Genomic DNA, 26,667 nt, shown 5'->3' with positions numbered 1-26,667 from the left:
GACCTCGCGGTGTCGGGTGTGCGCGCGTCACCACCAACGGTGGTGACCTACCGGTTTATCGGTTTCCGTTGGCCGAATGCGACCCAGCAGCCGGCTCAGGGTCGCGTGCATCGACCACACCGTCGCCATTGCTGTCGGCGCGGGTAAACAGACGCTTGCCCGACACCTGGTACTCGGCAAAGGTCATGCGACCGTCCTTGTCGGTATCCAGCGCACCAAAGCGCACCTTGGACTGACGGTCAGCATCGGCGCGCACCTTCAACCGCTGCGCATCCAGGCGCTGTTCGAATTCGGCGGTGTACTCGGCCAGGTTCAGGGCACCGTCGCGGTCGGTATCGGTGGCGGTGAACTGCGCCGCACGCACCGCATCGAACTCGGCACGATCCACCACACCGTCCTTGTTCTGGTCATACAGTTCCAACATGCCGTTGGCGGTATGCGAGGTCGGCATTTTCAACGGGTCGCGGTTGGTCGCGGCCGCATCTTCGCGGGTGGCGTTCTGTGCTTTCTCGTACCCGTCCCAGGTGCGCTCGCCGGCGGCATCGAACTCGGCGCGGCTGATGCGGCCGTCCTTTTCGCGGTCGAGTGCCTTGAAACGCGTGTCGGTCTGCTTCAGGTGCCCGGCACGCGCTTTTGCCAGACGCGCATCGAAGCGCTGCAGGTACTCAGCTGCGTACTCCTGCGCATCCACGGTGCCGTCGTTGTTGGTATCGGTGGCGGTGTAGCGCTGCTGGCGGAACGCCTCGAACTGCGCCCATGTCAGGCTCTGCGCATCGTCTTCGCCGAACTGGGCAAGGAACGCGGCGGCGGTGGGCGACAACGCGGGCGCTTCTTCAGCAGCCGCAGGCTGCGCGTGGGCGGCATGGGCCAGCACCCCTGCCAGCACGGCAGCGGTGAGTCGGACGGTCTTCATGGTGGTCTCCCCAGTGAGTGTGGCGGTTACGGTTCGAGAACGCGGAAGCTCAGCGTGTAGTTGTTGCCGTACATCGGCGCGGCCGCACCGGCGGGTGCGGGTCCGCGATAGCGGATCAGCGCCAGGTAGCGGCCAGCTTCAGTCAATGCGAAGCGCGCCTTGCCGGCGGCATCGGTGGTGACAACCACCGGCGCGGGCTGCGTGTGCCCATCACCCAGCGCGCGGTGGATTTCCACCTTCTGGTCGGACAGCGGCTTGCCGTCGTACTGCACGCTGAAGTCGAACTGCTCGCCCTGGTAGAGATCATTCGGGTGCGTGACCGGGACCAGTTCAAGGCCCTTGCCGTACGGCTTGAGCGCGGTGGTGGTCGGGCCGCCGGCGGTCAGGTAGACCTCCGAGCGCGACAGGCTCTGGTAGTGGCTGGTCAGCTTCGCGCCGGCCGGCAGCAGCTTGGCCGGGTCGCGGCTGGAGTCGGTTTTGCCGTTGAGCTCCCAGGTGCGGAACACCGCGCCCAGGCGGTTGCCGGTGCTGAAGCGGTAGGTGCCCTTCTGGCCCGGCGGGGTGTGCTCGACCACGGCCCGGGTCTTGAGCAGGTGCACGGTGTCCGGTGCGGTGGTGCTGCCATCGGGCAGGGTCACCGCGAAGGTGCTGTTGTCGAACACTACTTCGGGCACGAAGAAGGTTTCGGCGAAGCTGGCGTCCAGGGTCACCACGCTGTCCGGGCGGACCTCGAAGGTGGCCGGGGCCAGATACGGCGTGTGTGCGGCAGCAGGCAGGGCCAGCGCAGCCAACAGCAGCGCGGCAAACGGGCGGACAAACATGGCAGGCACTCGCGGATGGCATCGGGCAATCCCGGCGGCCGACATCCTATGCCTGTTGCGAATGATTCGCAATACGTTTTGTTCACGCCCGGTGTGTTGGGGTGGCCCGCGCGCAACGCCGGGCAAAGCCCGGCGCTGCGCGTGTCGCTTTCACCCGCGCGGTTTGGTCGGATTCAACAGGTTGCCGAAAAACACAGCGTTCAACAGCAGACGTTCGGTGCCATGCCAGTACTTGCGGTGCGCCGGATCATCGGCAAACAACACCACATTGCCCTGCCCCTGCGGTGAGACCAGCAACCAGGCGGTGCCGGCCACGCGGCTGCGGTTGGTTTCCGACAGATAGCCATTCACCCGCGGGCTGTCGTCAATCCGCACCACGGTGGAGAACGGATTGCGGCTCGGCTTGAAGCTGATGCCGTTTTCCTTGTTCACCGCCAGCTGCGTGCGCGGCAGGCCGAAACCCAGCGGATGGCTGGTATCTACTTCGGCACTGAGAATGTTGCCGCTGACCCGCTCGATGGCAGCGATGTCTCGCTGATCGCCGAACGCGCGACGGCCGCTGTCCGCCGCCTGCTCCTCCTGGCCCAGCACTTCATCCGCCAGCTTCTGCTCGATTGCCCAGCGCGAGGCGGTGCCGTAGGTCACCAACGAACCACCGGCGTTGATCCAGCGCTTCAGCGCGGCCACGGCCGCAGCATCCACGCCGGTGTAGGTACCACCGGCGAGCACGATGCTGGTGTAGCGGTCCAGGTTGATCTTGCCCAGCTGCGCCGGATCGATCTTGCTGGCAGGCAACTGCAGCTGCTGGTCGAGCAGGAACCAGGCCGAGCCGATCTCGGTGGCACTGACGCCCTCGCCCATTACCAGCGCGACCGCCGGCTTGCGCAGCGACTTGACGCTGTCGCTGCCGAGGTCGATGCCGCTGCGGCTTTGGCCGCTGGCCAGCGCCTGGATCTGCACGCCACTGCTGCGGCCAGCTTCGTCCACTGCTGCCCGCAGGGCGGCTCCGCTGAGCGGCTGGCCGGCGACCGGAATCACCACACTACCCCGTGCAAAGTTCTGCTCACCGCTGCCGGTGCTGCCGGTGAACGGCTGGAACGCGGCGCGCGCCAGCAGCCCCTTTGCCTGCAGTGCATACAGCGCACGGCTGGCGTTGTAGTCGCGCCAGTCGAACACATAGGCGTAGCCGGCTTCGCCGCCACTCACCCCGCCCTGCACGGCGGGCAGTGCGGTAACGCGCTCGCCGCCCGCAACGCGGCTGCGGCTGCCGGCGAACGCCACGCCATAGGCCGGTGCAATCGCATACGAGGTGCTGCCGTAGAACACATCGCCCTTGATCGGCGGGGTCTCGGCAAAGATCGAATGCACCAACCGGAACTGCGGCTGCGCGGTGGGCACCACGTACGCACTGCCCGGCTCAAAGCGCTGGCCGTCCACGGTCACCGCGCTGGTCAGCGGCTGCACGGTGATCTGGTGCTGCAGCAGCAGGTCGAGCAGGCGGCGGGTCAGGCCCGGATCGTGCGCATCGCCAAACACGAACGACTTCACCGGTTGCTGCCCAGCCTGCTTCAGCGCGGACTGGAAGAACTCTTTCTGCAGCTTCAGCAGTCCATCACGCTCGGTGACGGCACCGCGCACCGTGCCCAGGCCGGTGGCGACCTGGTTGCGGATGGTGAACGGGAAGGTCAGCAGGCCATTCACCGACTCCTGCACGCGTCCGCGGGAACTGGCCTGTTCCACGGTCACGCCCACCGCACCATGGAAGTCCGGATAGGTGGAGCCGTACACCGGCGAGAAGTTGTCGAAGTTCTCACCGGTGTAGTACAGCGAGCCCAGCGCATCCAGCGACTGCGCGTGGTACTTGGCCAGGGTCTTGTTGAACTCGTACGACGCGGCCGGAATCAGCGGGCTGTGCATGCTCGCCGGGGAAGGTTCGAAGTAGTACGTGCTGTCCTTGCCCATCTCGTGGAAGTCGATCTGGACGTTCGGGTACCACTGGTGGAAGAACGCGATCTTCGGCCGCGTGTCCTGCTGGGTCAGCGCCAGCCAGTCGCGGTTGAGGTCGGTGAAGTAGTGGTTGGTGCGTCCCTGCGGGAACGGCTCCACATGCTCTTTGTCGGCCGGATCAGCCGATGCGGGGAACGAGGCATAGGCGTTGTGCCAGCTGGCCGCGCGGTCGCGGCCGTCCGGGTTCTGCGCCGGGTCCACCAGCACCACCGCCTGCTGCAGCCACTGCGCGGTTTCCGGGCTGCGGTTGGCCACCAGGTAGTACGCGGTGAGCAGCGCGGCTTCGCCGCTGGAGGTTTCATTGCCGTGCACGCTGTAGCCCAGCCACACCACCACCGGGCTGCTGCCGGCCGCCGAAAGCGGCTGCGCCGGGTCGGCCAGGGTGACATGCTGGCGGCGCAGCGACTCGAGCTGCTGCTGGTTCTGTGCCGAGGTGATGGTGGCGATCAGCAGCGGTCGACCTTCATAGCTGGTGCCGATGCGCTGCACCTTGATCTTGTCCGAGTGTTTGGCCAACTCGTCGAAGTAGGCCACCAGCTGGTCGTGCCGGGTGTAGCGGCTGCCGATCTCGTAGCCCAGGAACTGCTGCGGGGTGGGAATGGACGGATCGAACTCACCCGCCTTCGGGAAGAAATAGTCGCTCTGGGCGAATGCCGGTGCGGCCAACAGCCACACCGATGCCAGCAACCAACGCGCACGACGCGAAACACCTCGGTACAAGGACACAACAATCCCCCAATCAGAAGCGGTAATCAAAACCCACGGTGAAGTAGCGGCCACGCAGGTCGTACTGGCTGAAGTCGTACGGCGCACGGATGCCCGGGAACGAGGCGTCGTACGGCGGCTCCTCGTCGGCCAGGTTCTGCACCTTCGCGTACAGGGTCAGCTTGTCCACGCCGGTGTAGGCCAGGTACAGGTCGAACTGGCTGTAGGAATCCACACGATCCTGTACCGCCGTCGCCGCAGCGCTGGCCTTCTGGTCATAGCCGCTGGTGTAGTACCAGGTCAGCGCGGTGCGGAAATCACCCAGGGCCCAGTCCAGCGTGGTGGTGGCCTTGTTCTTGGGCAGGGTGGCACCGAGGTTGCTGCCGGCGTAGTCGACCAGCGGTCCGCCGACCACGGTCGGGCGGCTGTAGTTGCGCACGTGGGTGAAGGCACTGCTCAGGGTGAAGTCACCCGCGCTGGTGGTGGGGAAACGCTGGCGCAGTTCCACATCGAAACCGGAGGTCTTCAGCTCGCTCAGGTTCTGGTAGCGGTTGTACACCGCCTGCAGCTTGCCGCGCTCATCGCGCAGCACCGCACCCGGCACGTCGTTGGTCACCAGGGTCTGGGTGTTGTTGGTGCCGACCAGGTTCTCCAGTTCGATGCGGTAGTAGTCCACGCTCAGGCTGGTGTTGCTCCACGGCGACAGCACCACGCCCAGGTTGTAGCTGCGGGTGCGCTCCGGCTTCAGGTCGCTGTTGCCGACAGTGAAGAAGGTCGGGTTCTGGCGCGAGCCCGGCACGTCCGGGTCACGCGGGTCGATCACGCTGCCGTACGCAATGCTGGTGCTGTTGGAATTTTCCGACAGCGACGGTGCGCGGAAGCCCTTCGATGCAGCCGCGCGCACCAGCAGGAAGTCCAGCGGCTGCCAACGCAGGCTCAGCTTGGGCGAGAACGCATCGCCGAAGTCGCTGTAGTGGTCGGCGCGCGCGGCGGCCTGCACTTCCAGCTTCTCGGCCAGCGGAACATTCACTTCCGCGTAGGCGGCGGTCACCTTGCGCTCGCCGTGCACTTCGGCAATCGCCGGGCGCACCTGCAGGCCGGCATCGATCTGCCACGGATTCTCCGAGTCCAGCTTCTCGCGGCGCCATTCCACGCCGGCGGCGAAGCCGACTTCACCGGCCCAGGTGCTGCCCAGCGCGCCGGAGATCTTGGCGTCCACGCCCTGCAGCACGGACTCGGCCGGGCGCAGCGTGCTCAGGTTGATCGCATCCAGCACGGCCTGCGGGGTGGCCGAGGGATTGAGCAGGTTGTAGCTTCCGGTGGCCAGCGCGTCGGCCAGTGCCCAGCGGTTGGCGAAGCCGCCGGAGACGGTTTCACGTTCACTGCTGCGTGCGCCGAACGCGCCCACTTCCCAGTCCCAGTTCTGCAGGCTGCCACGCAGCCCGACCACGCCGCGATACGCCTGCGAGCGGTTGGTCTTGATCGACGGCCCCAGGTTGAAGAAGGTGTATTCGATCGGAATAGCACGGCCGTACGGGTTGTACGGGCTGCTGGCCGGCAGGTTCGAGGACACCGGCTCGGCCAGCCCGGTGTCGGCGTTCAGCGCGAAGCGGCCGCTTTCCAGAGTGAAGAACGGGCTGCTGCCGAACCACGCCTCGCCCTTGATGTTGCTGTAGATCACCTCACCGAACGCTTCAACGTTGTCGTTCACCCGGAAGGTGCCGTTGACGTAGGCCTGGTAACGCTTGGTGGACGGAATCAGCGTGGTGTAAGGAGCCAGGTTGAAGCCGCAGGTGTCGCCGGCCAGGCCATCGATCGGCGCGCTGGCTACCCGCGTGGTGTTTTCCGGGCAATTGCCGTTGGCATCCAGCATCGGCACCGAGACGCCGTTGACCAGATAGCGCGCGCCCTTGGCCGACCAGCCATTCCAGCGGCCGCCGGGCTTGTCGGTATAGATGCCGCTCTTGGTCAGGTCGCGGTCGTCCTGGTCCAGGCGCTCGCGGTTGTAGCCTTCCAGGCTGACCAGGATGTTGTAGCCGTCGGTGTCGAGATCGCCGATGCCACCGATGAACTTCAGCTTCTGCTCGTCCAACCCGCCCTGGTCGGCGGTGCCGACGCTGCCGCCGAGCTCGGCGCCTTCAAAGCCCTGGCGGGTGATGATGTTGACCACGCCGGCCACGGCATCGGAGCCGTACACCGCCGAAGCGCCGTCCTTCAGCACTTCAATGCGTTCCACCGCGACCATCGGCAGTGCATTGAGGTTGACGAAGGTGTCCGACAGCCCGCCGGCCGGGAAGCCGTAGTTGGCCAGGCGACGGCCGTTGAGCAGCACCAGCGTGTTCTTCTGCGACAGACCGCGCAGGCCGATGCCGGCCGAACCCGAAGCCCAGCCATTGTTGGTGGTCTCGTTGTTGGCGTTGCCGGTATTGGCCGAGATCGAGCGCAGCAGGTCGGCGACGGTGGCTTTGCCGGTCGCTTCAATCTCCTGGCGACCGATCACCTGCACCGGATTGGCCGACTCGGTGTCGGTGCGCTTGATGTTGGAACCGGTCACGCGGACCGCGTCGAGGGTCTTGCTGGCACCGCTGGCAGCGGCATCCGGGCTGGCGTCGGCAAATGCGGACAAAGGCGTAGCCAGAGCGGCCGACAATGCGGCCACGAGAAGGGTGTGCTTGGGCATGTACGTCAGTGGGGTGGTGAACGACAGTTCCGCAGTAATCCATGCCGGGCCGTTAACGGGCCAATAACATCGCTTCATGCGGATATAACGAAATGTATCATCGCTTCATCCGGATGGATATGTTCTTGTGAAACCATTGCCGCACGACAGGACCCGCTGCGGTCATGCGGCCCCGCTACAATGCGCGCATGGAAATCTTCAAAGTCTTTACCCTCGAGGCCGCCCATCGCCTCCCCAACGTGCCGCCGGGCCACAAGTGCGCGCGCCTGCATGGCCATTCGTTCCGGGTGGAACTCAAGGTGGAAGGCGAGCCGGGCGAGCACACCGGCTGGATCATGGACTTCGGCGACGTGAAGGCGGCTTTCAAGCCGATCTACGACCGCCTGGACCACCACTACCTCAATGACATCCCCGGCCTGGAGAACCCGACCAGCGAAGTGCTGGCGCGGTGGATCTGGAATGAGCTCAAGCCGAGCCTGCCGGAATTGAGCGAAGTGACCGTGCATGAGACCTGCACGTCCGGGTGCCGGTATCGCGGGTAGATGCCGACCGTTGGTCGGCATTCATATTATTGATTTAAATGAACTTTCCACGAATCCGTACCGGTTCGGGAAAAATATGTTGCATCGCGTCAAAATCGGCGTATGCTGCAATGCATCAAGTTCACGAGCCGTCCTCCCATGGCGTCCGCGTTCACCGATTCCTTCAGCGACTACACCCGCCAGCTGGCCGCCACGGCCACGCGTGCCAACCGGCTCGCACTGGAAAACGCCGAGAGCATGTTCGGCGTGCAGTTGAAGACGCTGGAGAAGAACATCACCGCCACCAGCGGGTTCTTCGGTGAAATCGTGCAGTCATCCGAGCCCGGCACGCTGGCACCGAAAGGCGCACAGTTGGTCAAGGACAATCTGGAGCGCTGGACCACCGCGCACCAGGAAGTCGTTGGCCTGGGATTGAAAGCGACTGAAGCGCTGAGCGAACTGGCGCGGCAACCCTTCGCCGCCAAACGCTGAGCCGACAACCGAACGGATTTCGCGTGGGTCCCTCCCCCCACGTGATCCCAGACCCGACAGATCCCTCCCTCTGTCGGGTCTTTTTTTTGTTTACGGCTCCGCCAACGGCCGCACCACCTGCACCAGCGTCATCAATGTCTTGCCCGGTTCCTCCCACGGCACCATGTGCGCCGAATGCTCGAACCACACCGCCTGCTTGAACGGCGCATCCACTGCCTTCAACCAACGATCCGTCGGCGCAGTCGGGGTGGTGTAATCGTGCCGGCCCATGAACATCACCACCGGAATCGGGAACTGCTTCACCGGATTGAAATCCACCGTCAACATCTGCGGCAGCAGCGGATCCAGTGACAGCACGCTGCCCTTGTCCACATTGCAGCGGTCCGAATCGCTGTACTCCGGAGACAGCTTCGCCGCACCGAAGTAGTACTTCGAATCGTCCCGATACGCCGTCAATCCACCGTAGAACTGCGGCCAGGTGCGCGCCACGATGATTCGCTCGCGGGTGATCGGCGTGTTGCCCGGGTACGGCGCTATCGCCTCCAGCGCGGCCACGGCTTTGGCGTTGCCATGCGCCTTCGCCTGCGCCAGCCCGTAGTCGAAGCTGATTTTCTCGTTCTCCACCTGGTTGATGATCTGGCCGATGCCCACGTAGGCATGGAACAGGTCCGGGCGCTTCAGCGCGGCCTTGAACGCGACGATGGTGCCCCAGCTGTGCCCCATCAGAATTACCTTCGGCTGGCCCAGATGGGTGCGCAGGTGTTCGGCCACTTCGATGGCGTCATCGACGTAGCGGTCGATGGTCAGGGTCGGTTTGATCTGTTCCGGCGTGGCTTCCGCATAGGTCTTCCCTGCCCCGCGCTGGTCCCAGTCGACCACCGTGAAGTATTCCTCCCACGGCCGCTGGAACTGCCACAGGCTGGGCGTGGATGGGCTGGCGGGACCGCCGTGCACGAACAGGATCACCGGGTTGGTGCGGTCGTGGCCGCGGATGGTCAGCCACTGGTTGAGGCCGCCAATCGGCGTGGCGTAATGCTCCTGGATGCCGTTGGGGGTGGTGATGCGCTGCAGGTCGCGGACCACGGCGCGCGCGGGTTCGAGGGCCGCGGTGTCGGGGCAGGTGTCGGCCGCGAAGGTGGGAGTCGTGGTGCAAAGCAGCGAGACGAGGCAGAACCAGAAGCGCATGCAGGTACCCGACGTGTGACGGATTGGGACGACATCATGCCATCGCGCCAGTGGTTTCCATGCGTTACCGGGCCAAACCCCGCGTAGTGACGCGCCATGCGCGTCAACGTACAACCTGGAACATGCGCAATGTGCCGTCAGTGATGCCGGCCCCTCAGCCCAAGCGCCTCCCATAGCCAGGTGAAGTCGTACGTCGAGATGGGACCACCCGATTTTGTTGCCCCCTCTTCCAGTGAGCGCAGCCAGGCCTCGACCTTCACCCGTCCCGCCTCGGATGTTGCAGCCGTTCGAGGAGTTACGCCACCCAATGCCGGCAATCTCATGTCCAAGGTGGCGCGGTAGTGTTCGGTCAACGCGGCGTGGACCACCCGCTCGGCCTCATCGACGCTGATCGCGGAAAGGTCATCGGTCCCATCCTCCGATGCGTCGTCATCCAGCCAGGGTTCGAGCGCATCCACCGAAACATCGGGCTCTCCGATCCGGTCGCCCAGCAGCTCATGCAGCCTGTCAATGATCTCGAGCGCACGGTCGGTGCTGTTCACTTGCGCGATCAGTCGGCGCTGCGAAAGCGTCACATCGCCCAATATGCGCACCCCGCCGGTCTCGCCTTGGGCCTTGGCCGCGTCCTCTGGAACCCAAAGCCACGCTCCATCGTCTGCCAGCATCAACCATCCCGCAGCGGAGAGCAGGCGGGACACCTCGGCGACCCGAGTCCCCTTGGCCAGCGGAAAATCGATGTGATGAAACAGCATTTCCTCCCCATCCGCATTCAGCAATTGCGGGGGTTCGGCTCGGCCGGAGGACACCAGCCCGTTGACCAACCAACGGGTACATATCAAGGGGGCCAATTCGCGGAGTTGTGCATCCTCCGGCAGCGCATCACCCGGATCCCGACGCTGATGCCATTCGCGTAGGATTTCAAGCACGCAGTCGTCCCGACCGATCGCGCGGAAGGGAAGCATCCCGCCGGAAAGCAGATGCACTCCCTCCACTTCCATGACTCGTGCGGCGATGACGTCTCCCTGCACCAGCAATTGCGTGGCCGAGTGCTCGATCACTTCCACGGGGTCACCGCCGCGAAGGATATCCTCCAGCTGCATGGAGCGGCCCGGAACGACCTCGCTTACAAGGTAGAGAGAGAGTACTGAGTGACGAAGCGCGTTCAGATACACCACATTGCTTCGGGATTCGCTCCATCCGCGACGTTTCAGATAGTCGTCGACCAGATTCCGGCCATCCGGTTCGATCTCAAGCGTCAGCGCATGCTCGAAAGCGCATCCGAACACCGGGCCTTGCCAGTCCTCTCCGAGTTCCTCGTTTATTTCTTCAACGGATAATCCGGTCTCCGCGCTGGCCGGTTCCAGATGTGCCTCCATGGAAGCGCCCAGCACGGCCTCCCAGGGTTCCCGGCGCGCGTACTTCATCAACGCGGCGATGCTGTAGTTCGGGGAGGATCTGGACACGATGGCAAGCTCTGCTCGGACGTGTGCATGATGATGCCACGCTGGTCGTTTTCATGCGTTTCCGGGCGTGGAAGGAGTGCAGCGCCCGACATCACACCGGCAGCGCGAACTCGAACACCGCCCCCGCCTCGCTCTCCAGCAGCCGGATCTGCCCACCATGCAGCTGCACGATACGGTGCACGATCAGCAATCCCAGCCCACCACTGTCCGGTCGCTGGCTGCCCAGCGCCGGCGGGGTGTGGAACAACTGCGCACGCCGTTCCGGCGCGATGCCCGGGCCGGTGTCGGCCACCCGCACCCACACCTTCGCCTCGTCCGCACGCAGAGTGACGGTGATCCGTCCGCCTTCCGGCGTATGCCGGATCGCGTTGTCGAGCAGATTGGTCAGCACCCGCTCGATCAACCCAAGGTCGGCGCGAACCGCCGGCAACCGCGGCGGAATCTCGGCAGACAACGTCTGTCGGCGTGCTTCGGCCGCCAGCTCGAACTTCTGGAACACGTCCTGCAGCAGGTCCGGCAGCGAGAACGCCTGCACATCCAGCACCACCCCACCGTGTTCCAGCCGCGCCAGTTCGAACAGCGCCTGCGCCAGTCGACCGACCTTCTGGCTCTGTGCCAGCGCGATGCCCAGGTAGCGCTGGCGCTCCTCGGCGCTGAGCGTGGCGTCCTTGAGCGACAGCGTTTCCAGGTACCCGTGCAGCGACGACAGCGGCGTGCGCAGATCATGCGAAATGTTCGCCACCAGTTCGCGCCGCTGCAGGTCCTGCTCGCGCAGCTGCTGCCACTGCTCGCCCAGGCGCCGGCTCATGTGGCCGAAGCTGTGCTCGAGGATGGCCAGCTCATCGCGTTCCCCCGGGCGCAGCTCGGCGGGCGGCGGCAGCGCAGCCGGCGCGGCGGTGTCCACGTCGAAGGCCTGGATGCGTGCAGTCAGCCGGCGCAGCGGGCGGGTCACCCAGCCGAACGCGAAGGCACCGGCCAGCAGGCCGAGCCCGACCACGATGGCCAATGACCACAGCGTGGTCCGCAGTGCCGCATTGCCGGCCACGTTGGCCGCCAGTGCCTCGCGCTGCTCGCCCACCAGCACCACGTAGATGTAGCCCACCTGTCGCCCCTGCACCCAAAGGGGCGCAGCATTGAATACCTTGTGGCCGGTGGCGCTGCGCGGGTCATCGCCAAGGATGGGCAGCGGCTCATCGCGCAGCAGTGCCTGCACCGGACCCAGGTTCACGCGGTCGCGCTTGAGGTGCCCTTCCGGCGCGTCGTGGCCGAGGATGCGGCCCTGCTCGTCCAGCAGGTACACCTCCACGCTGGGGTTGACCGCCATCAGCTTGCCGAACAGCGCGCGCACATCACCGCCACGCATACCGCGCGCATCCATCAGTTCACCACTGCGCGCGATGTGCTCGGCCAGGCCGCGCGAGAGGCGCTGCACGGTTTCCTGCTCGTGCATGGCGGTGCTGCGCATCTGGATCCACATCAGCGCCGCACCACACGCCAGCAGCAGGGCGAGGAACACCGCGGTGAGCCGCTGCGAGAGCGTGAGCCGGATCATGCCGCGCCCTCGCCCGATTCACTGACCAGCTTGTAACCGCGTCCCCAGACGGTCTGGATGCGCTGTGGGGCGGCCGGGTCGTGCTCGATCTTGTTGCGCAGGCGATTGATGTGGGTGTTCACGGTGTGCTCGTAACCGTCGTGCTGGTAACCCCACACCTGGTTGAGCAGGTCCATGCGCGAATACACCTGATCCGGGTGGCGGGCGAAGAAGGCCAGTAGGTCGAACTCACGCGGGGTGAGTTCCAGCGCGCGGCCATCGACCTGCGCGCTGCGCGCGATGGGGTCGATGCGCAGCCCGGCCACCTCGATCAACCCGGCGTCCAGCCGTGCGTTCTGGGCCAGTGCCTCCACCCGGCGCAGCAGCGCCTTCACCCGCGCCACCAGTTCCAGCATCGAAAACGGCTTGGCCAGGTAGTCGTCCGCACCGAGCTCCAGCCCGAGGATGCGATGCACCTCGCTGGCGCGGGCACTGGTGATGATGATCGGGGTGTAGCGCGCCATCGCGCGTGCGCGTTTGCAGATCTCCAGGCCATCCACGCCCGGCAGCATCAGGTCCAGCACCAGCGCGCTCCACGGCTGTTCTTCGACCAGGCGCAGCCCTTCGTCACCGGTGGCGGCGTGGGTGACCTCGTAGCCCTCGTCGCGCAGGTGCATGCGCAGCAGGTTGGCGATGTGGACGTCGTCTTCGACGATCAGGACACGTTTGGCGCTGTTCATGGGTGCATTGTCGACCCTCACGCACCTGAATGTGTCACGGAAAATTTAACCCTGCGTGAGGATTCGTTGACTGCCCCGGGCGCAGCATGGCCGCATCGTTCCTGGCTGGAGACCTGCCATGCGCCTGACCCGTCGCAAACTGCTCGGCGTAAGTGCCCTGGGGGTGGCCGGCGGCCTGCTTGGCCTGACCGCCTGCAGCCGCGCCGCCCCGGTGGCCGCCGCCGAACCGGCGCGCAAATTCGAGGTGATGCGTACCGAGGCGCAGTGGCAGCAGCAGCTGACCCCGGCGCAGTACTCGGTGCTGCGCCGCAAGGGCACCGAGCGCCCGTACAGCAGCCCGCTCAACAAGGAGCACCGCAAGGGCACGTTCACCTGTGCCGGCTGTGCGCTGCCGCTGTTCTCCTCGTCGACCAAGTTCGACAGCGGCACTGGCTGGCCGAGCTTCTGGGCCCCGCTGCATGACGCCGTGGGCGAGGACCGCGACACCAGCTACGGCATGGTGCGGGTGGAAGCGCACTGCCGGCGCTGTGGTGGGCATCTGGGCCATGTGTTCGATGACGGGCCGCGCCCGACCGGGTTGCGGTACTGCATGAATGGTGTGGCGATGAATTTCATTGAGGGCACTTCATGATTCTGCTTGTTCTGGCCTACTTGGGCGGCGTACTCACCCTGCTCAGCCCGTGCATTCTGCCGGTGCTGCCGTTCGTGTTCGCGCGCGCCGACCGGCCGTTCCTGCGCAGCGGGTTGCCGCTGCTGATCGGCATGGCGCTGATGTTCGCCGTGGTCGCCAGCCTCGCTGCCGTGGGCAGCCAGTGGGTGGCGCAGGCCAACCAGATCGGGCGCTGGATCGCGCTGGTGGTGATGGCGCTGTTCGCTTTGGCGCTGCTGCTGCCAAGGGTGGCGGACCACCTGCTGTCACCGTTCCAGCGTGCCGGCGCGCGGCTGAGTGCACGCGCCGATGCGGCCGACGCGCAGGGCCGAGGCGGCGTGGGCACCTCGCTGCTGATCGGCGTGGCCACCGGCCTGCTGTGGGCTCCGTGTGCGGGCCCGATTCTGGGCCTGATCCTCACCGGGGCCGCCCTGCAGGGAGCCAGCGTCGGCACCAGCGGCCTGCTGCTCGCGTATGCATTGGGCGCGGCCACCTCGCTGGCCCTGGCGCTGTGGGTGGGCGGGCGCGTGTTCAACGCACTCAAGCAGCGCCTGGGCACCACCGAATGGATCCGGCGCGGGCTGGGCGTGGCCGCGCTGCTGGCGGTGGTCGCCATCGCCATGGGCTGGGACACCGGTGTGTTGACCCGTCTCTCGACCGTCAGCACGGCCAAGCTTGAGCAGGGCCTGCTGGACGTGCTGCCGGCAAAGGAAGACGCCGCCGGCCCGGCGATGATGATGTCGGCCGCCCACAGCGGCGACGGTACTTTGCCGGTGGAGGGCGAGCTGCCTTCGCTGGCCGGAGCTACCGACTGGCTCAACAGCCCGCCGCTGGACGCCGCGGGGCTGCGCGGCAAGGTGGTGCTGGTCGACTTCTGGACCTACTCCTGCATCAACTGCCTGCGCGCCCTGCCCCACGTGCGCGAATGGGCCGAGCGTTACCGCGACCACGGCCTGGTGGTGATCGGGGTGCATGCGCCGGAGTTCGCCTTCGAGCGCAACCTCGGCAACGTGCAGCGCGCGGTGAAGGACCTGAAGGTCACCTACCCGGTGGCCGTGGACAACGACTTCGCCATCTGGCGCGGCTTCAACAACCGCTACTGGCCGGCGCACTACTTCATCGATGCGCAGGGGCGTATCCGCGCGCATCACTTCGGCGAGGGCAACTACGCGCAGTCCGAGCAGATCATCCGCCAGCTGCTGCGTGAGGCCGGGCATGCGCTGCCGGACGACGCACCGTCGATGGCGCGCAGCATGGCCGCCAGCCGCGAAGGCGTGGAGCGCCAGGCCGACATGGGCAACCTGAAGTCACCGGAAACCTATCTGGGCCATGCGCGGGCGGAGAACTTCGCCTCGCCCGGTGGGCAACGACCGGACCGAGCCGCCGATTACACCGTGCCCGGCACCCTGGCGTTGAACCAGTGGGCATTGGGTGGGCGCTGGACCGTAGCCGATGAGGATGCCCGTTCGCAAGCCGCCGGCGACCGCATTGCGTTCCGCTTCCATGCCCGCGACCTGCACCTGGTGCTGTCGCCGGGAGCGGATGGCAAACCGGTTCGTTACCGCGTGCGCATTGATGGCCAACCGCCGGGTGCCAGCGCCGGGGGCGACAGCGCCGCCGACGGCAGCGGCCAGGTGGATGGCAACCGGCTGTATCAGCTGATCCGCCAGAACGGCGAGGTGCGCGAGCGCACCTTCGAGATCGAGTTCCTCGACCCCGGCGTGCATGCCTACGCCTTCACCTTCGGTTGAACGCAGGAGACGACCATGAAGATCGCAATGGAAAAGATGGTGGCGGGCGGCGTTGCTGCCGCGATTGCCGCACTGACGATCACCGCGGTGCTCAGCCTGGATCGCCCGGTGATGGCGGCACCCGCCGGTCACGTGGCGCTGCCGGCTCCGCAGGGTCCGGCGGTGCTGGCACAGCCCAATGTGCAGCGCGCGCAGGTGGTGTTTGCCGGCGGCTGCTTCTGGGGTGTTCAGGGCGTGTTCCAGCACATGAAAGGGGTTGAGAATGCAGTGTCGGGTTACATCGGCGGCAGCGCCGGCGACGCCCGCTACGAACGCGTGGGCACTGGGCAGACCGGTCATGCCGAAGCCGTGCAGGTGACCTACGATCCGGCCCAGGTGAGCTACGCACAGCTGATGCAGGTGTTCTTCTCGGTCGCACACGACCCGACCCAGCTCAACCGGCAGGGCCCCGACCACGGCACCCAGTATCGCTCAGCCGTGTATGCCGACAGCCCAGCGCAGCGCGCGGCCACCGTGGCCTATATCGCCCAGCTGCAACAGGCACGCGTGTACCCGGCCAAGGTGATGACGCAGGTGGACGGCGGCAAGCCGTTCTTCCGTGCCGAGGGCTACCACCAGAACTACCTCACCCTTCACCCGGACAACCTGTACATCCGCATCAACGACCTGCCCAAGGTGGAGGCACTGAAACAACAGTACCCCACCCTGTACCGGGAGAAACCGCGGCTGGTGGCCACGGTTTCGGTGCGGTAATGGGTTACATCACAGGCTCGATCTGAAGCGCAAGATGTCTCAGAACGTTACAGTCGAACGTCATTTCGAAGACTTCGCGCCGACCATCTTTCAGCTTGACAGCGACCAGTGCCTGATCATTCTTGGCCGGGTCACGGCCAAGGAACGTGTAGGTGTGGTTGGGATCCAGCTTCGCAGGAATACCCACTACACGATGAAACGTAACGTCCATGCCATCGCCCAGTAGACACTGCAACTTTGCAGGAAGGATGTCCAGTGAGTTCCACGGCAGCGGCTCGGTCTCCCTGCTGTAGGTTACGCCGCCCATCTGTCGCTGTTCGAACGCAACCATGGTCGGGTTGCCTTCTGGTTTGGCAGCAAAAATGCCCGGGCCATTTTGTACGTTGACCGGCTGTGCACCACGATGGGTGGTGGCAATTTCAGGAGAGGCAGCAGCAACCTTCGCTGTCGAAAATGCGAGAGGTTGCGGGGTGTAGACGCCAGTGATGTTGTGGGGCATTTCGCAATGGACCATTCATATGGGGATGCCATGGTAGGTAGCCCGTCCCGCCTGCACCTTCAGAATTGTTGCATTGGCACCTGCAGATGCCTGGCCATCTCGACTGGATCCGCCCCCGGCGAATACGGCAACCGGCCCCAGTACGGCATCGGCAGGCGCGCGCGCAGCATCGCCACGTTGTCGTCGATGCGCGCCATCTGAGGGTCGACCTCGTTGGCGATCCAGCCGATGCAGGTCGCACCGGCCGCGGCGATGGCCTGCGCACTGAGCCGGGCGTGATTTAGGCAGCCCAGCCGCAGGCCGACTACCAGCACCACCGGCAGCTGCAGGGCGTGGACCAGATGTGACTGGTCCAGGTCGGCACTGAGCGGGGCCAGCCAGCCACCCACGCCTTCCACCACCACGGTGTCGGCCTGGGCCCGCAGGCGCTCGAACGCGGCCCGGATGGGCGGCAGCGACAGGGTCACGCCGGCGTCGGCGGCGGCCAGTTCCGGGGCCAGCGGTTCTGGCAGGGCGAACGGGTTGAGGTCGGCGTAGGCCGGCATTGGGTGGCTGGCGGCGCGCAGGGCGACGGCGTCTTCATTGCGCAGGCCTTCCGGGGTCATCTCACAACCGCTGGCGACCGGCTTCATGCCCACCGCGCGCAGGCCCTGCAGGCGCAGGGCGTGCAGCAGGGCGCAGCTGCTGAAGGTCTTGCCGATGCCGGTATCGGTGCCGGTGACGTAGACAGCGGGCGGGAACGGGACGCCTTGGGACATGGGGATCGTCGGTGATGAACGGTGGGGCATTATCGCGGACACGCGTGGCGTGTCCCTACGCTAGACTGCGGCCATGTTTACCTCTTCCTCGCTTACCGGCAGCAAGCCGGAACAGTACGGCCAGCTGCTGGCCCAGGCCCGCGCCCTGGTGCACGGTGAATCGGACCGCATCGCCAATGCCGCCAACCTGTCGGCGCTGGTGTACCACGCCCTGCCCGAGCTGAACTGGGCCGGCTTCTACTTCTTCGACGGCACCGAGCTGGTGGTTGGCCCGTTCCAGGGCCTGCCGGCCTGCGTGCGCATTCCGCTGAGCAAGGGCGTCTGCGGGGCGGCCGCGTCCACCCGCACCACCCAGCGCATTGAAGACGTGGACGCTTTCCCAGGCCATATCGCCTGCGATTCGGCCTCGCGCTCGGAACTGGTCGTGCCGCTGTTCAAGGGCGACACCCTGATCGGCGTGTTCGACCTGGACAGCCCGGTGCTGGCCCGCTTCGATGCCGACGACCAGGCTGGGCTGGAAGCCATTGCCGCGGTGTTCGTCGAGGCCCTGGGATGAGCGCCAAGCTGCGCAACATCGGCCCCAAGAGTGCTGCCTGGCTGCGCCAGGTCGGGTTGCGCACGCCGGAGGATCTGGCCGCCATCGGGGCGGTCGGGGCCTTCGTGAAGGTCAAGCGGGCCGGTTTCAAGCCCAGCTTGAACCTGTTGTATTCGTTGGAAGGCGCGCTGCAGGACTGCCATTGGCAGGAACTGCCGGAAGCGCGCCGCACCACCCTGGTGGCGGAGTACGAGGCGATCATTGCCGAGCAGCCGCTGAAGAAGGCTCCGCCGGCGTCTGGGCCGGTGTATGAGCGGGTGGTGGATGAGGAAGAAGAAGACGGGCACGAAGACCCGTAGTGACACGCCATGCGTGTCAACGCGCGGTGCCGGACAGGGTCGCGGACACGCATGGCGTGTCCCTACAGGATAGAATCCGCGTGCTTTTGGGTGACCGCAGCTTTTGGGCTGCGGTTTAAACGGGAAGCCGGTGAACAGGCCGGCGCTGCCCCCGCAACGGTAAGCGTGGAAGCCAGGCGAGATACCACTGTGCTGCGGCATGGGAAGGTGCCTGGCGCGAGCAGACAGCGTCCGCTCGACCCGCCAGCCCGGAGACCGGCCCTGAAGCTGACTGGTTGCGATGCGGCGGGCATGGCGGCGGCAAGCAGTGCCGTGCGCGCCTGCCCACCGTCGTCGTCCGTTGCAGCGTGATCCTCCTTTTCCCTGCCGCGCGGGCGTGCGCGGTACCCGGAGTGATTGATGAAGCTGCAAACCCTTACCCTGGCCGTGCTGAGCGCACTGCCGCTGCTGGCCGCCGCACAGGACGATGCCACCGCGCTGGACCAGGTGCTGGTCACCGCCACGCGTACCCCGATTGCCCTGCAGGACAGCATCGCACCGGCACAGGTGATCGACCGCGCCGAGATCGAGCGCAGCCAGTCGGCGTCGCTGCAGGACCTGCTGCGTGGCCGCGCCGGCATCAATCTCAACAACAGCGGTGGGCTGGGCAAGCAGAGCTCACTGTTCCTGCGTGGCACCAATTCCGCCCACACCCTGGTGCTGGTGGACGGCGTGCGCATCAACACCGGCGACCTGGGCCTGGCGATGATCCAGGACCTGCCGCTGGAGCAGATTGAACGCGTGGAAATCGTGCGCGGCCCGCAGTCCAGCCTGTACGGTGCCGATGCGATTGGGGGCGTGATCCAGATCTTCACCCGCCGCAACACCGGCACCTTTGCCCCGCACTTCCAGCTCGGTGGCGGCAGCAACGGCCTGCGCGAGGCCAGCGGCGGCATTGGCGGCAGCGGCGAGCGCGGCTGGTTCGGCACCGATATCGCCTATCAGCACACCGATGGCATCAACAGCTGCCGTGGCGATGCAGCCACCTTTGCCGGCTGTGGCGCGGACGAACCCGACCGCGACGGCTACCGCAACCTGTCGATGAGCCTGCGCGGCGGCTATGCGCTGACCGACTCGCTCAGCGTCGAAGGCACCGCGCTACGCGCCGAAGGCGAGAACCACTACGACGGCTACTACAACTACTCGGAAACCCTGCAGCAGGTGCTGGGCGGCAAGGTGCGCTATGCGCCGAGCGAGCGCTTCACCCTGACCGCCAACGTCGGTCGCGCCGACAATGAGTCGGACAACTACAACGACAGCACCTGGCTGGGTGCGGCGCAGACCCACCGCGACAGCGCCTCGGTGCAGGCCGACATCGGCGTGGCCGAGGGCCAGCTGCTCAGTGCGGGGGTGGACTGGAGCCAGGACAACCTGGACGGCAGCAGCGCCGGCTATCTGGTCGACAGCCGTGACAACACCGGCGTATTCGTGCAGTACCAGGCCCGCTTCGGTGCACACCACCTTCAGGCCAGCGCGCGCAACGACGACAACGAGCAGTTCGGCAACCACACCACCGGCAGCCTGGGCTGGGGCATGGACCTGGGCGGCGGCTTCCGTTTGAATGCCAGCTACGGCACCGCGTTCAAGGCTCCTACCTTCAGCGACCTGTATGACCCGTGGAGCGGCGTGCCGACGCTGGACCCGGAAGAATCCAAAAGTGCCAATCTCGGCATCGCGCAGCAGGGCGACGGCTGGCGCTGGGGTCTGGATGTGTATGAAACCCGCATCGATGATCTGATCACCTACGACGCCACCACTTTCATGATGTCGCAGGTGGAGAAGGCACGCATCCGCGGTGCCGAACTGACCGGTTCGCTCAGCGTGGCAGGCTTTGACTTCAATGCGCAGCTCAGCCACACCGATCCGCGCAACCGTACCGACGGCAGTGCCCAGTTCGACAACTTGCTGGCGCGTCGTGCGCAGAACACCGCGCGTCTGGATGTGGATCGCAGTTTCGGTGGGTTCCGTGCTGGCGTCACTGCGTTCGGGGCTGGAAAGCGTTACGACAATGCGGCCAACACGGTGCGCTTGGCGGGGTATGGCACGGTCGACCTGCGTCTGGAATATGCGATCAGCCGCGACTGGTCGGTGCTGGGGCGGGTGAGCAATGTGTTTGATCGTGAGTACGAAACCGTGGCCTGGTACAACCAGCCGGGGCGTGAGTACCGGTTGAGCATTCGTTACCAGCCGAAATGATGCGGGCGGCGCACGACCAACGGTCGTGCGCTACCGTCCATATCGGGCACGCATCAACCGTCCGGGCCCGGTAGGTGCCGACCGTTGGTCGGCACATGTCAATCCGCGATCAATTCGCGCAGATCATCCATCACCGCCACCGCCTGCACGGCCTCCAGGTCCAGCCCGCGCGGATAGCCGTAACGCACCAGCGCAATGGGCATGCCGGCATCTACCGCCGCGCGATAGTCGGTGATCGAATCGCCGACCATCAACGCATCCGAAGGTGCGACATCGAAGGCGGCTGCGATATGTCGCAATGGCGCGCCGCTGGGCTTGCGCTCCGGCAGCGAGTCGCCTCCCAGTACCAACGCGAAGTAGCCCTGCACGCCCAGATGCGCGAGCAGCGGGCCCACCATCGCGTGCGGTTTGTTGGTGCAGATGGCCAACGTGACGCCTTGCTCTCGCAGTGCTTCCAGTGCGGGCACCACGCCGTCATACAAGCGCGGGCTGCGCAGCAGGCATTCCTCGTAGTGGCGCATGAAACCGGGCATGACGGCGTTCGGATCAGCATCGTGATTGGCTGCGGTGAAGGCCTGTTCGACCAGACGACGCACGCCGTCGCCGATCCAGGTGTGGACGGTGGCTTCGGGGACGCGCGGCAGGTGCACATCGTCCAAGGTGCGGTTGAGGGCTTCGGCGATGTCGGCGGCGCTGTCGACCAGGGTGCCGTCGAGGTCGAAGATCACCAGCGGGTAGGGGTAAGGCAAAGCGGGATCACCGGGAAACGGGGGAGCCACGATTGTATTCCGGCACATCACGGACACGCATGGCGTGTCCCTACAGGTCAGGTACCCCCAACAACGTTCGACCCCAACATCGCCCGACCAAGGATCGTAGTGACACGCCATGCGTGTCAAAGCCATGATCCTGTGCACGTAAACCCGCCATGCGTGTCCTACATGCGTAACCGGAATTCCTCGCTGGCGAAGCGTTCCACCAGGAAATCGAGGAAGCTGCGCATCACCGCCGGCAACTGTCGGCGCGAGGCGTACACCGCATGCAGCCCCATCTCGTCCAGTTCGTAGTCCGGTAACACCTGCACCAGCTCACCGGATTCCAGAAGCGGCCCGATCTGGTAGATCGGCAACATCGCGATGCCCGCACCGGCACGTACCGCCTCCACCAGCAACGAGGCTTCATTCGCACTGATGTTGCCACCCACCGCCACACTCACGGTGCGCCCGTCGCGCTGCAGCTGCCACACGCTCTTGCCCACGTAATGGTGGGTCAGGCAGTTGTGCGCGGCCAGGGCATCGGCGGTGGCCGGTGCGCCGTGCGCGGCCAGATACGCCGGCGATGCGCACAGCACCGAATGACACCGCGCCAGCGGCCGTGCAATCAGGTTCGGGTCGATCGCCCGCGAGATGCGCACCGCCACGTCCACCCGCTCTTCCACCAGATTCACCATCCGGTCCACCAGCAGCAGCTCGACCCGGGTCAGCGGGTAGCGCTGGACGAATCCAGCCACCGCCGCGGCCAGGTGCGACTGCCCGAACGACACGCTGGCGGTCACCCGCAGCACGCCGTGGGGTTCGGGGTTGTCAGTGGCCAGCTCGCCGTGCAGTTCCTCGCCGATGGCCAACATCTGCCGGAACCGCAGCAGCGCGGCCTCTCCCGGGCCAGTCAGACTGATCCGGCGTGTGGTCCGGTGCAGCAGGCGCGCCCCCAGCCAGCGCTCCACCTCGGCCAGATAGCGGGTGACCATGGCCCGCGACATGTCCAGCGCCTCGGCCGCCGCAGTCAGGCTGCCGCGCTCGACCACCTCCACGAACACCGTCATCGCGGTCATCCGGTCCATCTGATCGATCCATGCAACAAATTAGGCCGTTATACGCGGTTTTTCGTTCGATTTCAGGCGCATAACCTGAGCATCCTCTCTCAGCGGAAACGCAGCTCATGAAGATTGCCCTTGTTGGTGCCACAGGCAATATCGGTCGCGAAATCACCCGCCAGGCCCTGGAACGGGGCCACCAGGTCACCGCCATCGTCCGCCGCGACACCGGCCTGCCGGCCGAACTGGACCGAGCCCAGCTGGCGATTGCCGCGCTGGACGACACCGACGCGATGGCGGCCGTGATTGCCGGCCACGACGTGCTGGCCAGTGCGTTCGGCCCGCGTCCGGGCGACGACCCGTCCACCGTCACCACGGTGACCGGCCAGCTGGTGCAGGCCGCGCGCCAGGCCGGCGTGCCGCGCTTCCTGATGGTCGGCGGGGCCGGCACCCTGGAAGTGGCACCGGGCGTGCAACTGGTGGACACCGAGGGCTTCCCGGACGCGTACAAGCCGGTGGCGCTGGCCGCGCGCCAGGCGTTCAACCTGCTGCAGAAGGTGGATGACCTGGACTGGACCTTCTACTCGCCGGCCGCCGAGATTGGTCCGGGGCCGCAGAAGGGTGGGTTCCGGACGCAGGCGAAGCAGTTTCTGGTCGGGGCCGATGGGCATAGCCGGATCAGTTATGCCGATTACGCCGATGCATTTGTGAGTGAGATCGAGACGCCGCAGTACAGGAAGCAGATTGCGACTGTGGCGTATTGAGGTGTGATGGGGCGCGTGCGGATTCGGGGATTTTCATGCGTCAAACAACCCCGGCTGTACAACCTCGTCCGGCTCGCGGAACCCACCCAACCCCACCCCCACCAACCGGTACCGCGTTTCCACCGGCAGGTCCACCCGCGCCCGCAGTGCCAGCGCGATATCGCGCAGTTCCTCCAGCGACGCCGGTGGTGCTTCCGGAGTAAAGCTGCGGGTGATGATCCGGAACTGCGACGTCTTCAACTTCAGCACCACGGTGTGCCCCACCCGCTCGGTCTTGCGGGTGGCCTGCCAGGTGCGCGCGGCCAGCTCGACAATCGCCGGCTCCAGCGCCTCCAGCGGCAGGTCCTCGGCAAAGGTGTCCTCAGCGGAAATCGACTGCACCGGCTGATCCGGCTCCACCGGCCGGTTGTCGATGCCGCGCGCGCGCCGGTACAGGCTTTCACCGAAGCTGCCGAAACGCGCCTGCAGCGCCTCCAGCGGCAGCGCACGCAGATCGCCGACGGTGACGATGCCCAGTTCGCTGAGCTTGCCTTCCATCACCTTGCCCACGCCCGGCACGCGCTTGACCGGCAGCGGGGTCAGGAACTGCTCAATCCGATGCGGGGGCACCACGAACTGCCCGTCCGGCTTGCGCCAGTCCGAGGCGATCTTGGCCAGGAATTTGTTCGGCGCAATGCCGGCCGAGGCGGTCAGCTGGGTTTCCTCGCGGATCTGCGCGCGGATCAGCTGCGCGATCTCGGTAGCCACGGTCATGCCGCCCTTGTGCGCGGTGACGTCCAGATAAGCCTCGTCCAGCGACAACGGCTCGACCAGATCGGTGTGGCGCAGGAAGATCTCGCGCACCTGCCGTGACACCGCCTTGTAACGGGTGAAATCCGGCGGTACGAACACCGCATCCGGGCACAACCGTTCCGCACGCAACGCCGGCATCGCCGAGCGCACCCCGAACACGCGCGCTTCATACGAGGCCGCGCACACCACCGAGCGCGCGCCCTTCCACGCCACGACCACCGGCTTGCCGCGCAGCGACGGATTGTCGCGCTGCTCCACCGACGCGTAGAAGGCGTCCATGTCGACATGAATGATCTTGCGAAGGGCGGACACGTTGGCAGGCTTGGGATTCAGATGAACAAGATTACAGCCACACGCTTGAGTATGGTCTTTTCATAACAACAACATGCGTTTTTCAAGCTGAAAACACTACGCCGGCGTACGGTTAAAACGTTTGATTGAATCACTTTTTGTCTGCACTCTCAGCGCCTGTTTCCGCTGCAACTTCTTCAGGATTGCGCTTTCCATGACTCGTCTCAACGCGTTCTCGCGCGAACAGCTGCTGGCCAGTGCCCGCGGTGAACTGTTCGGCCCGGGCAGTGGTCGCCTGCCCAACGACCCGATGCTGATGTTCGACCGCATCACTGACATCCGCGAAGACGGCGGCCCGCACGGCAAGGGCATGGTACGCGCCGAACTGGATATCCGCCCGGACCTGTGGTTCTTCGGCTGCCACTTCATTGGCGACCCGGTGATGCCCGGCTGCCTGGGCCTGGATGCAATGTGGCAGCTGACCGGTTTCTACCTGACCTGGCTGGGCGCACCTGGCCGTGGCCGTGCGCTGGGCTGTGGCGAGGTGAAGTTCACCGGCCAGGTGCTGCCGGAAGCGAAGCTGGTCAGCTATGAAATCGACATCACCCGTGTGATCAACCGCAAGCTGGTGATGGCCCAGGCCGATGCCCGCATGCTCGTGGACGGCCGCGAGATCTACACCGCCAAAGACCTGCGTGTAGGTCTGTTCACTTCGACCGAGAACTTCTGATGCGTCGCGTAGTCATCACCGGAATGGGCATCACCTCGTGCCTGGGCAATGATCTGGACACCGTTTCGACCGCACTGCGTGAAGGCAAGGCGGGCATCCGCCCGCTGCCCGACCACGCGGAAGCGGGCCTGCGCAGCCATGTGGGCGGCAACGTGCTGCTGGACCTGGACGCACAGATCGACCGCAAGCTGAAGCGCTTCATGAGCGACGCCTCGGCGTACGCCTACATCGCGATGCGCGATGCGATCGCCGATGCCGGCCTGGATGAAAGCCAGGTCGCCAATCCGCGTACCGGCCTGATTGCCGGTTCCGGCGGCGGTTCCAGCCAGTGGCAGGTGGAATCGGCTGACATCCTGCGCGCGCGTGGCGTGCGCAAGGTCGGCCCGTACATGGTGCCGCGCACGATGTGCTCCACGGTGTCGGCCTGCCTGGCCACGGCGTTCCAGATCAAGGGCCTGAGCTATTCGCTGTCGGCCGCGTGCGCCACCTCGGCACACTGCATCGGTGCGGCAGCGGACCTGATCCGCCACGGCGCACAAGACGTCATGTTCGCCGGCGGCGGTGAAGACCTGCACTGGTCGATGAGCGTGATGTTCGACGCCATGGGCGCATTGTCCACGCGCTTCAACGAGACCCCGGAAACGGCATCGCGTCCGTACGACAAGGACCGCGACGGCTTCGTCATCGCGGGCGGTGGCGGCATGCTGGTGCTGGAAGACTACGACCACGCGGTGGCCCGTGGCGCACGCATCTACGCGGAGCTGGTTGGCTACGGCGTGACCTCGGACGGTGCGGACATGGTGGCTCCGTCGGGCGAAGGCGCGGTGCGCTGCATGAACATGGCAATGGCCAACGTCAGCGGCCCGATCGACTACCTCAACACCCACGGCACCTCCACGCCGCTGGGCGACGTGACCGAGCTGAAGGCGGTGCGCGAAGTGTTCGGCGAAGCGGTGCCGCCGCTGTCCTCGACCAAGGCGCTGTCGGGTCACTCGTTGGGTGCGGCGAGCGTGCACGAGGCGATCTACTGCCTGCTGATGATGCGCGACGGCTTCATTGCCGGTTCGGCCAACATCGGCGAACTGGACCCGGCGGTGGAAGGCTTCCCGATCGTGCGCGAAACGCAGAATGCGCAGTTGAACACCGTCATGTCGAACAGCTTCGGCTTCGGCGGGACGAACGCAGCACTGGTGTTCGGGCGCGTTTAATTCCCGTAGAGCCGGGCTTGCCCGGCTGCTGCTGGTTTCTGGCGAACAACCGATGGTTCATCGGTTCCCGTGTTTGGGCGCACCGGGATGGGTTTGCGGGACACGCCGTGAATCCATCCGTGGAGGCTCGTCAAAAACATCCATGTTTTTGACGGTCCCGCAAACCCACCCCGGCACGCCCCAGACAGTTGGCCGGTGGCCATGGAAGATCAAAAGCACGTGGCTCCCCGGTGGAATCGGAAATGCCCCGGTGGGATCGGTCGACAGACGATCGCCGTGAAATTTCCAGCATCCGGTAACGCATGACAATGGATCGGGACCGCCGTTGACTTTGATCTTCGATGGCCACCGACCCGGTGTCGTGGCGGTTCGGGGTGGGCTGGAGGGGGCGTGAGCCGCATGGATGCGGCGATCGAGGCTACAGGGACGTACTTGCGCCGTCCCCCGGAACGCCCATCCCGATCCGCCAAGC

24 protein-coding genes and 1 riboswitch are annotated in these 26,667 nt (G+C 65.7%); of the genes, 11 read left to right on the top strand and 13 right to left on the bottom strand.

The window, feature by feature from the left end; translation table 11 throughout:
* Positions 1-55 precede the first annotated feature (55 nt).
* From PDM29_RS10185 to PDM29_RS10170, 4 genes are all read right to left on the bottom strand, one after another.
* A complete protein-coding gene (locus PDM29_RS10185) occupies positions 56-913 on the bottom strand; it encodes an EF-hand domain-containing protein (protein ID WP_311190068.1) in 858 nt (285 codons plus the stop codon).
* A 26-nt stretch (positions 914-939) separates the two neighbouring features.
* Positions 940-1,734 (bottom strand): DUF4198 domain-containing protein, encoded by a 795-nt coding sequence (locus tag PDM29_RS10180; protein WP_311190067.1) that lies wholly within the window; start codon positions 1,732-1,734, stop codon positions 940-942.
* 150 nt (positions 1,735-1,884) lie between these two features.
* Complete coding sequence (locus PDM29_RS10175; RefSeq protein WP_311193759.1) at positions 1,885-4,428, bottom strand: M14 family zinc carboxypeptidase; 2,544 nt, start codon at positions 4,426-4,428, stop codon at positions 1,885-1,887.
* Positions 4,429-4,480: 52 nt separating this feature from the next.
* Positions 4,481-7,126, bottom strand: coding sequence for a TonB-dependent receptor (locus tag PDM29_RS10170; protein ID WP_311190066.1), 2,646 nt, complete (start codon positions 7,124-7,126; stop codon positions 4,481-4,483).
* 188 nt (positions 7,127-7,314) lie between these two features.
* Here PDM29_RS10170 and queD point away from each other — a divergent pair, with 188 nt between their 5' ends.
* Together queD and PDM29_RS10160 are read left to right on the top strand one after the other, a co-directional pair.
* The gene (gene queD, locus PDM29_RS10165; RefSeq protein ID WP_125361067.1) at positions 7,315-7,668 is read left to right on the top strand and encodes a 6-carboxytetrahydropterin synthase QueD; all 354 of its coding nucleotides are present in this window, start codon (positions 7,315-7,317) and stop codon (positions 7,666-7,668) included.
* Between the two features lie 138 nt (positions 7,669-7,806).
* Positions 7,807-8,139 (top strand): phasin family protein, encoded by a 333-nt coding sequence (locus PDM29_RS10160; protein WP_311193703.1) that lies wholly within the window; start codon positions 7,807-7,809, stop codon positions 8,137-8,139.
* Between the two features lie 90 nt (positions 8,140-8,229).
* Here the strand turns inward: PDM29_RS10160 and PDM29_RS10155 are convergent, their stop codons facing one another.
* The 4 genes from PDM29_RS10155 to PDM29_RS10140 form a co-directional block, all read right to left on the bottom strand.
* A complete protein-coding gene (locus PDM29_RS10155; protein ID WP_311193702.1) occupies positions 8,230-9,324 on the bottom strand; it encodes an alpha/beta fold hydrolase in 1,095 nt (364 codons plus the stop codon).
* 137 nt (positions 9,325-9,461) lie between these two features.
* The gene (locus tag PDM29_RS10150) at positions 9,462-10,787 is read right to left on the bottom strand and encodes a DUF7986 domain-containing protein (RefSeq protein WP_311193701.1); all 1,326 of its coding nucleotides are present in this window, start codon (positions 10,785-10,787) and stop codon (positions 9,462-9,464) included.
* A 91-nt stretch (positions 10,788-10,878) separates the two neighbouring features.
* Positions 10,879-12,339, bottom strand: a complete 1,461-nt coding sequence (locus PDM29_RS10145) for a sensor histidine kinase (protein WP_311193700.1) — start codon at positions 12,337-12,339, stop codon at positions 10,879-10,881.
* Positions 12,336-13,058 (bottom strand): response regulator transcription factor, encoded by a 723-nt coding sequence (locus tag PDM29_RS10140; RefSeq protein WP_311193699.1) that lies wholly within the window; start codon positions 13,056-13,058, stop codon positions 12,336-12,338. The genes PDM29_RS10145 and PDM29_RS10140 overlap by 4 nt, the downstream gene beginning before the upstream one ends.
* A gap of 118 nt (positions 13,059-13,176) precedes the next feature.
* On the opposite strand from PDM29_RS10140, the gene msrB reads away from it, so the two are divergent.
* From msrB to msrA, 3 genes are read left to right on the top strand one after another with little or no spacing between them, the layout of a single operon-like run.
* Positions 13,177-13,689, top strand: coding sequence for a peptide-methionine (R)-S-oxide reductase MsrB (gene msrB / locus PDM29_RS10135; RefSeq protein WP_311193698.1), 513 nt, complete (start codon positions 13,177-13,179; stop codon positions 13,687-13,689).
* Complete coding sequence (locus PDM29_RS10130) at positions 13,686-15,458, top strand: cytochrome c biogenesis protein DipZ (protein ID WP_311193697.1); 1,773 nt, start codon at positions 13,686-13,688, stop codon at positions 15,456-15,458. The genes msrB and PDM29_RS10130 overlap by 4 nt, the downstream gene beginning before the upstream one ends.
* Before the next feature lie 15 nt (positions 15,459-15,473).
* Positions 15,474-16,211 carry a peptide-methionine (S)-S-oxide reductase MsrA gene (gene msrA, locus PDM29_RS10125; protein WP_311193696.1) on the top strand — a complete coding sequence of 246 codons (738 nt, stop codon included), beginning with the start codon at positions 15,474-15,476 and terminating at the stop codon, positions 16,209-16,211.
* 4 nt (positions 16,212-16,215) lie between these two features.
* Here msrA and PDM29_RS10120 read toward each other — a convergent pair whose 3' ends face one another.
* Both PDM29_RS10120 and bioD read right to left on the bottom strand, forming a co-directional pair.
* Positions 16,216-16,710 (bottom strand): hypothetical protein, encoded by a 495-nt coding sequence (locus tag PDM29_RS10120; RefSeq protein ID WP_311193695.1) that lies wholly within the window; start codon positions 16,708-16,710, stop codon positions 16,216-16,218.
* A gap of 59 nt (positions 16,711-16,769) precedes the next feature.
* On the bottom strand, positions 16,770-17,468 hold the full coding sequence (bioD, locus tag PDM29_RS10115) for a dethiobiotin synthase (RefSeq protein ID WP_311193694.1): 699 nt from the start codon (positions 17,466-17,468) through the stop codon (positions 16,770-16,772).
* Between the two features lie 73 nt (positions 17,469-17,541).
* On the opposite strand from bioD, the gene PDM29_RS10110 reads away from it, so the two are divergent.
* The 3 genes from PDM29_RS10110 (at position 17,542) to btuB (ending at position 20,597) form a co-directional block, all read left to right on the top strand.
* Positions 17,542-18,024, top strand: a complete 483-nt coding sequence (locus PDM29_RS10110; protein ID WP_311193693.1) for a GAF domain-containing protein — start codon at positions 17,542-17,544, stop codon at positions 18,022-18,024.
* A complete protein-coding gene (locus PDM29_RS10105; RefSeq protein ID WP_311193692.1) occupies positions 18,021-18,362 on the top strand; it encodes a TfoX/Sxy family protein in 342 nt (113 codons plus the stop codon). The genes PDM29_RS10110 and PDM29_RS10105 overlap by 4 nt, the downstream gene beginning before the upstream one ends.
* 71 nt (positions 18,363-18,433) lie before the next feature.
* A riboswitch (cobalamin riboswitch) is annotated at positions 18,434-18,640 on the top strand.
* A gap of 121 nt (positions 18,641-18,761) precedes the next feature.
* Positions 18,762-20,597: a TonB-dependent vitamin B12 receptor gene (gene btuB / locus PDM29_RS10100; RefSeq protein ID WP_311193691.1), complete on the top strand. Its 1,836-nt coding sequence runs from the start codon at positions 18,762-18,764 to the stop codon at positions 20,595-20,597.
* Positions 20,598-20,695: 98 nt separating this feature from the next.
* Here btuB and gph read toward each other — a convergent pair whose 3' ends face one another.
* Positions 20,696-21,346 carry a phosphoglycolate phosphatase gene (gph, locus tag PDM29_RS10095; RefSeq protein WP_311193758.1) on the bottom strand — a complete coding sequence of 217 codons (651 nt, stop codon included), beginning with the start codon at positions 21,344-21,346 and terminating at the stop codon, positions 20,696-20,698.
* Positions 21,347-21,534: 188 nt separating this feature from the next.
* Positions 21,535-22,437, bottom strand: coding sequence for a LysR family transcriptional regulator (locus tag PDM29_RS10090; RefSeq protein WP_311193690.1), 903 nt, complete (start codon positions 22,435-22,437; stop codon positions 21,535-21,537).
* A gap of 98 nt (positions 22,438-22,535) precedes the next feature.
* Between PDM29_RS10090 and PDM29_RS10085 the strand changes: the two genes are divergently transcribed.
* Entirely contained in the window at positions 22,536-23,174 is a 639-nt protein-coding gene (locus tag PDM29_RS10085) for an NAD(P)-dependent oxidoreductase (protein ID WP_311193689.1), read from the top strand.
* Positions 23,175-23,207: 33 nt separating this feature from the next.
* Here PDM29_RS10085 and dinB read toward each other — a convergent pair whose 3' ends face one another.
* Positions 23,208-24,278, bottom strand: a complete 1,071-nt coding sequence (gene dinB / locus PDM29_RS10080; protein WP_311193688.1) for a DNA polymerase IV — start codon at positions 24,276-24,278, stop codon at positions 23,208-23,210.
* A 193-nt stretch (positions 24,279-24,471) separates the two neighbouring features.
* Between dinB and fabA the strand changes: the two genes are divergently transcribed.
* Positions 24,472-24,987 carry a 3-hydroxyacyl-[acyl-carrier-protein] dehydratase FabA gene (gene fabA / locus PDM29_RS10075; protein ID WP_282298072.1) on the top strand — a complete coding sequence of 172 codons (516 nt, stop codon included), beginning with the start codon at positions 24,472-24,474 and terminating at the stop codon, positions 24,985-24,987.
* Positions 24,987-26,195 (top strand): beta-ketoacyl-ACP synthase I, encoded by a 1,209-nt coding sequence (fabB, locus tag PDM29_RS10070; protein WP_311193687.1) that lies wholly within the window; start codon positions 24,987-24,989, stop codon positions 26,193-26,195. The genes fabA and fabB overlap by 1 nt, the downstream gene beginning before the upstream one ends.
* Positions 26,196-26,667: the final 472 nt, after the last annotated feature.

The sequence above is a fragment of the Stenotrophomonas oahuensis genome (genome assembly GCF_031834595.1).
GTDB lineage: Bacteria > Pseudomonadota > Gammaproteobacteria > Xanthomonadales > Xanthomonadaceae > Stenotrophomonas > Stenotrophomonas oahuensis.
This window is presented reverse-complemented; position numbering and strand designations above follow the sequence as displayed.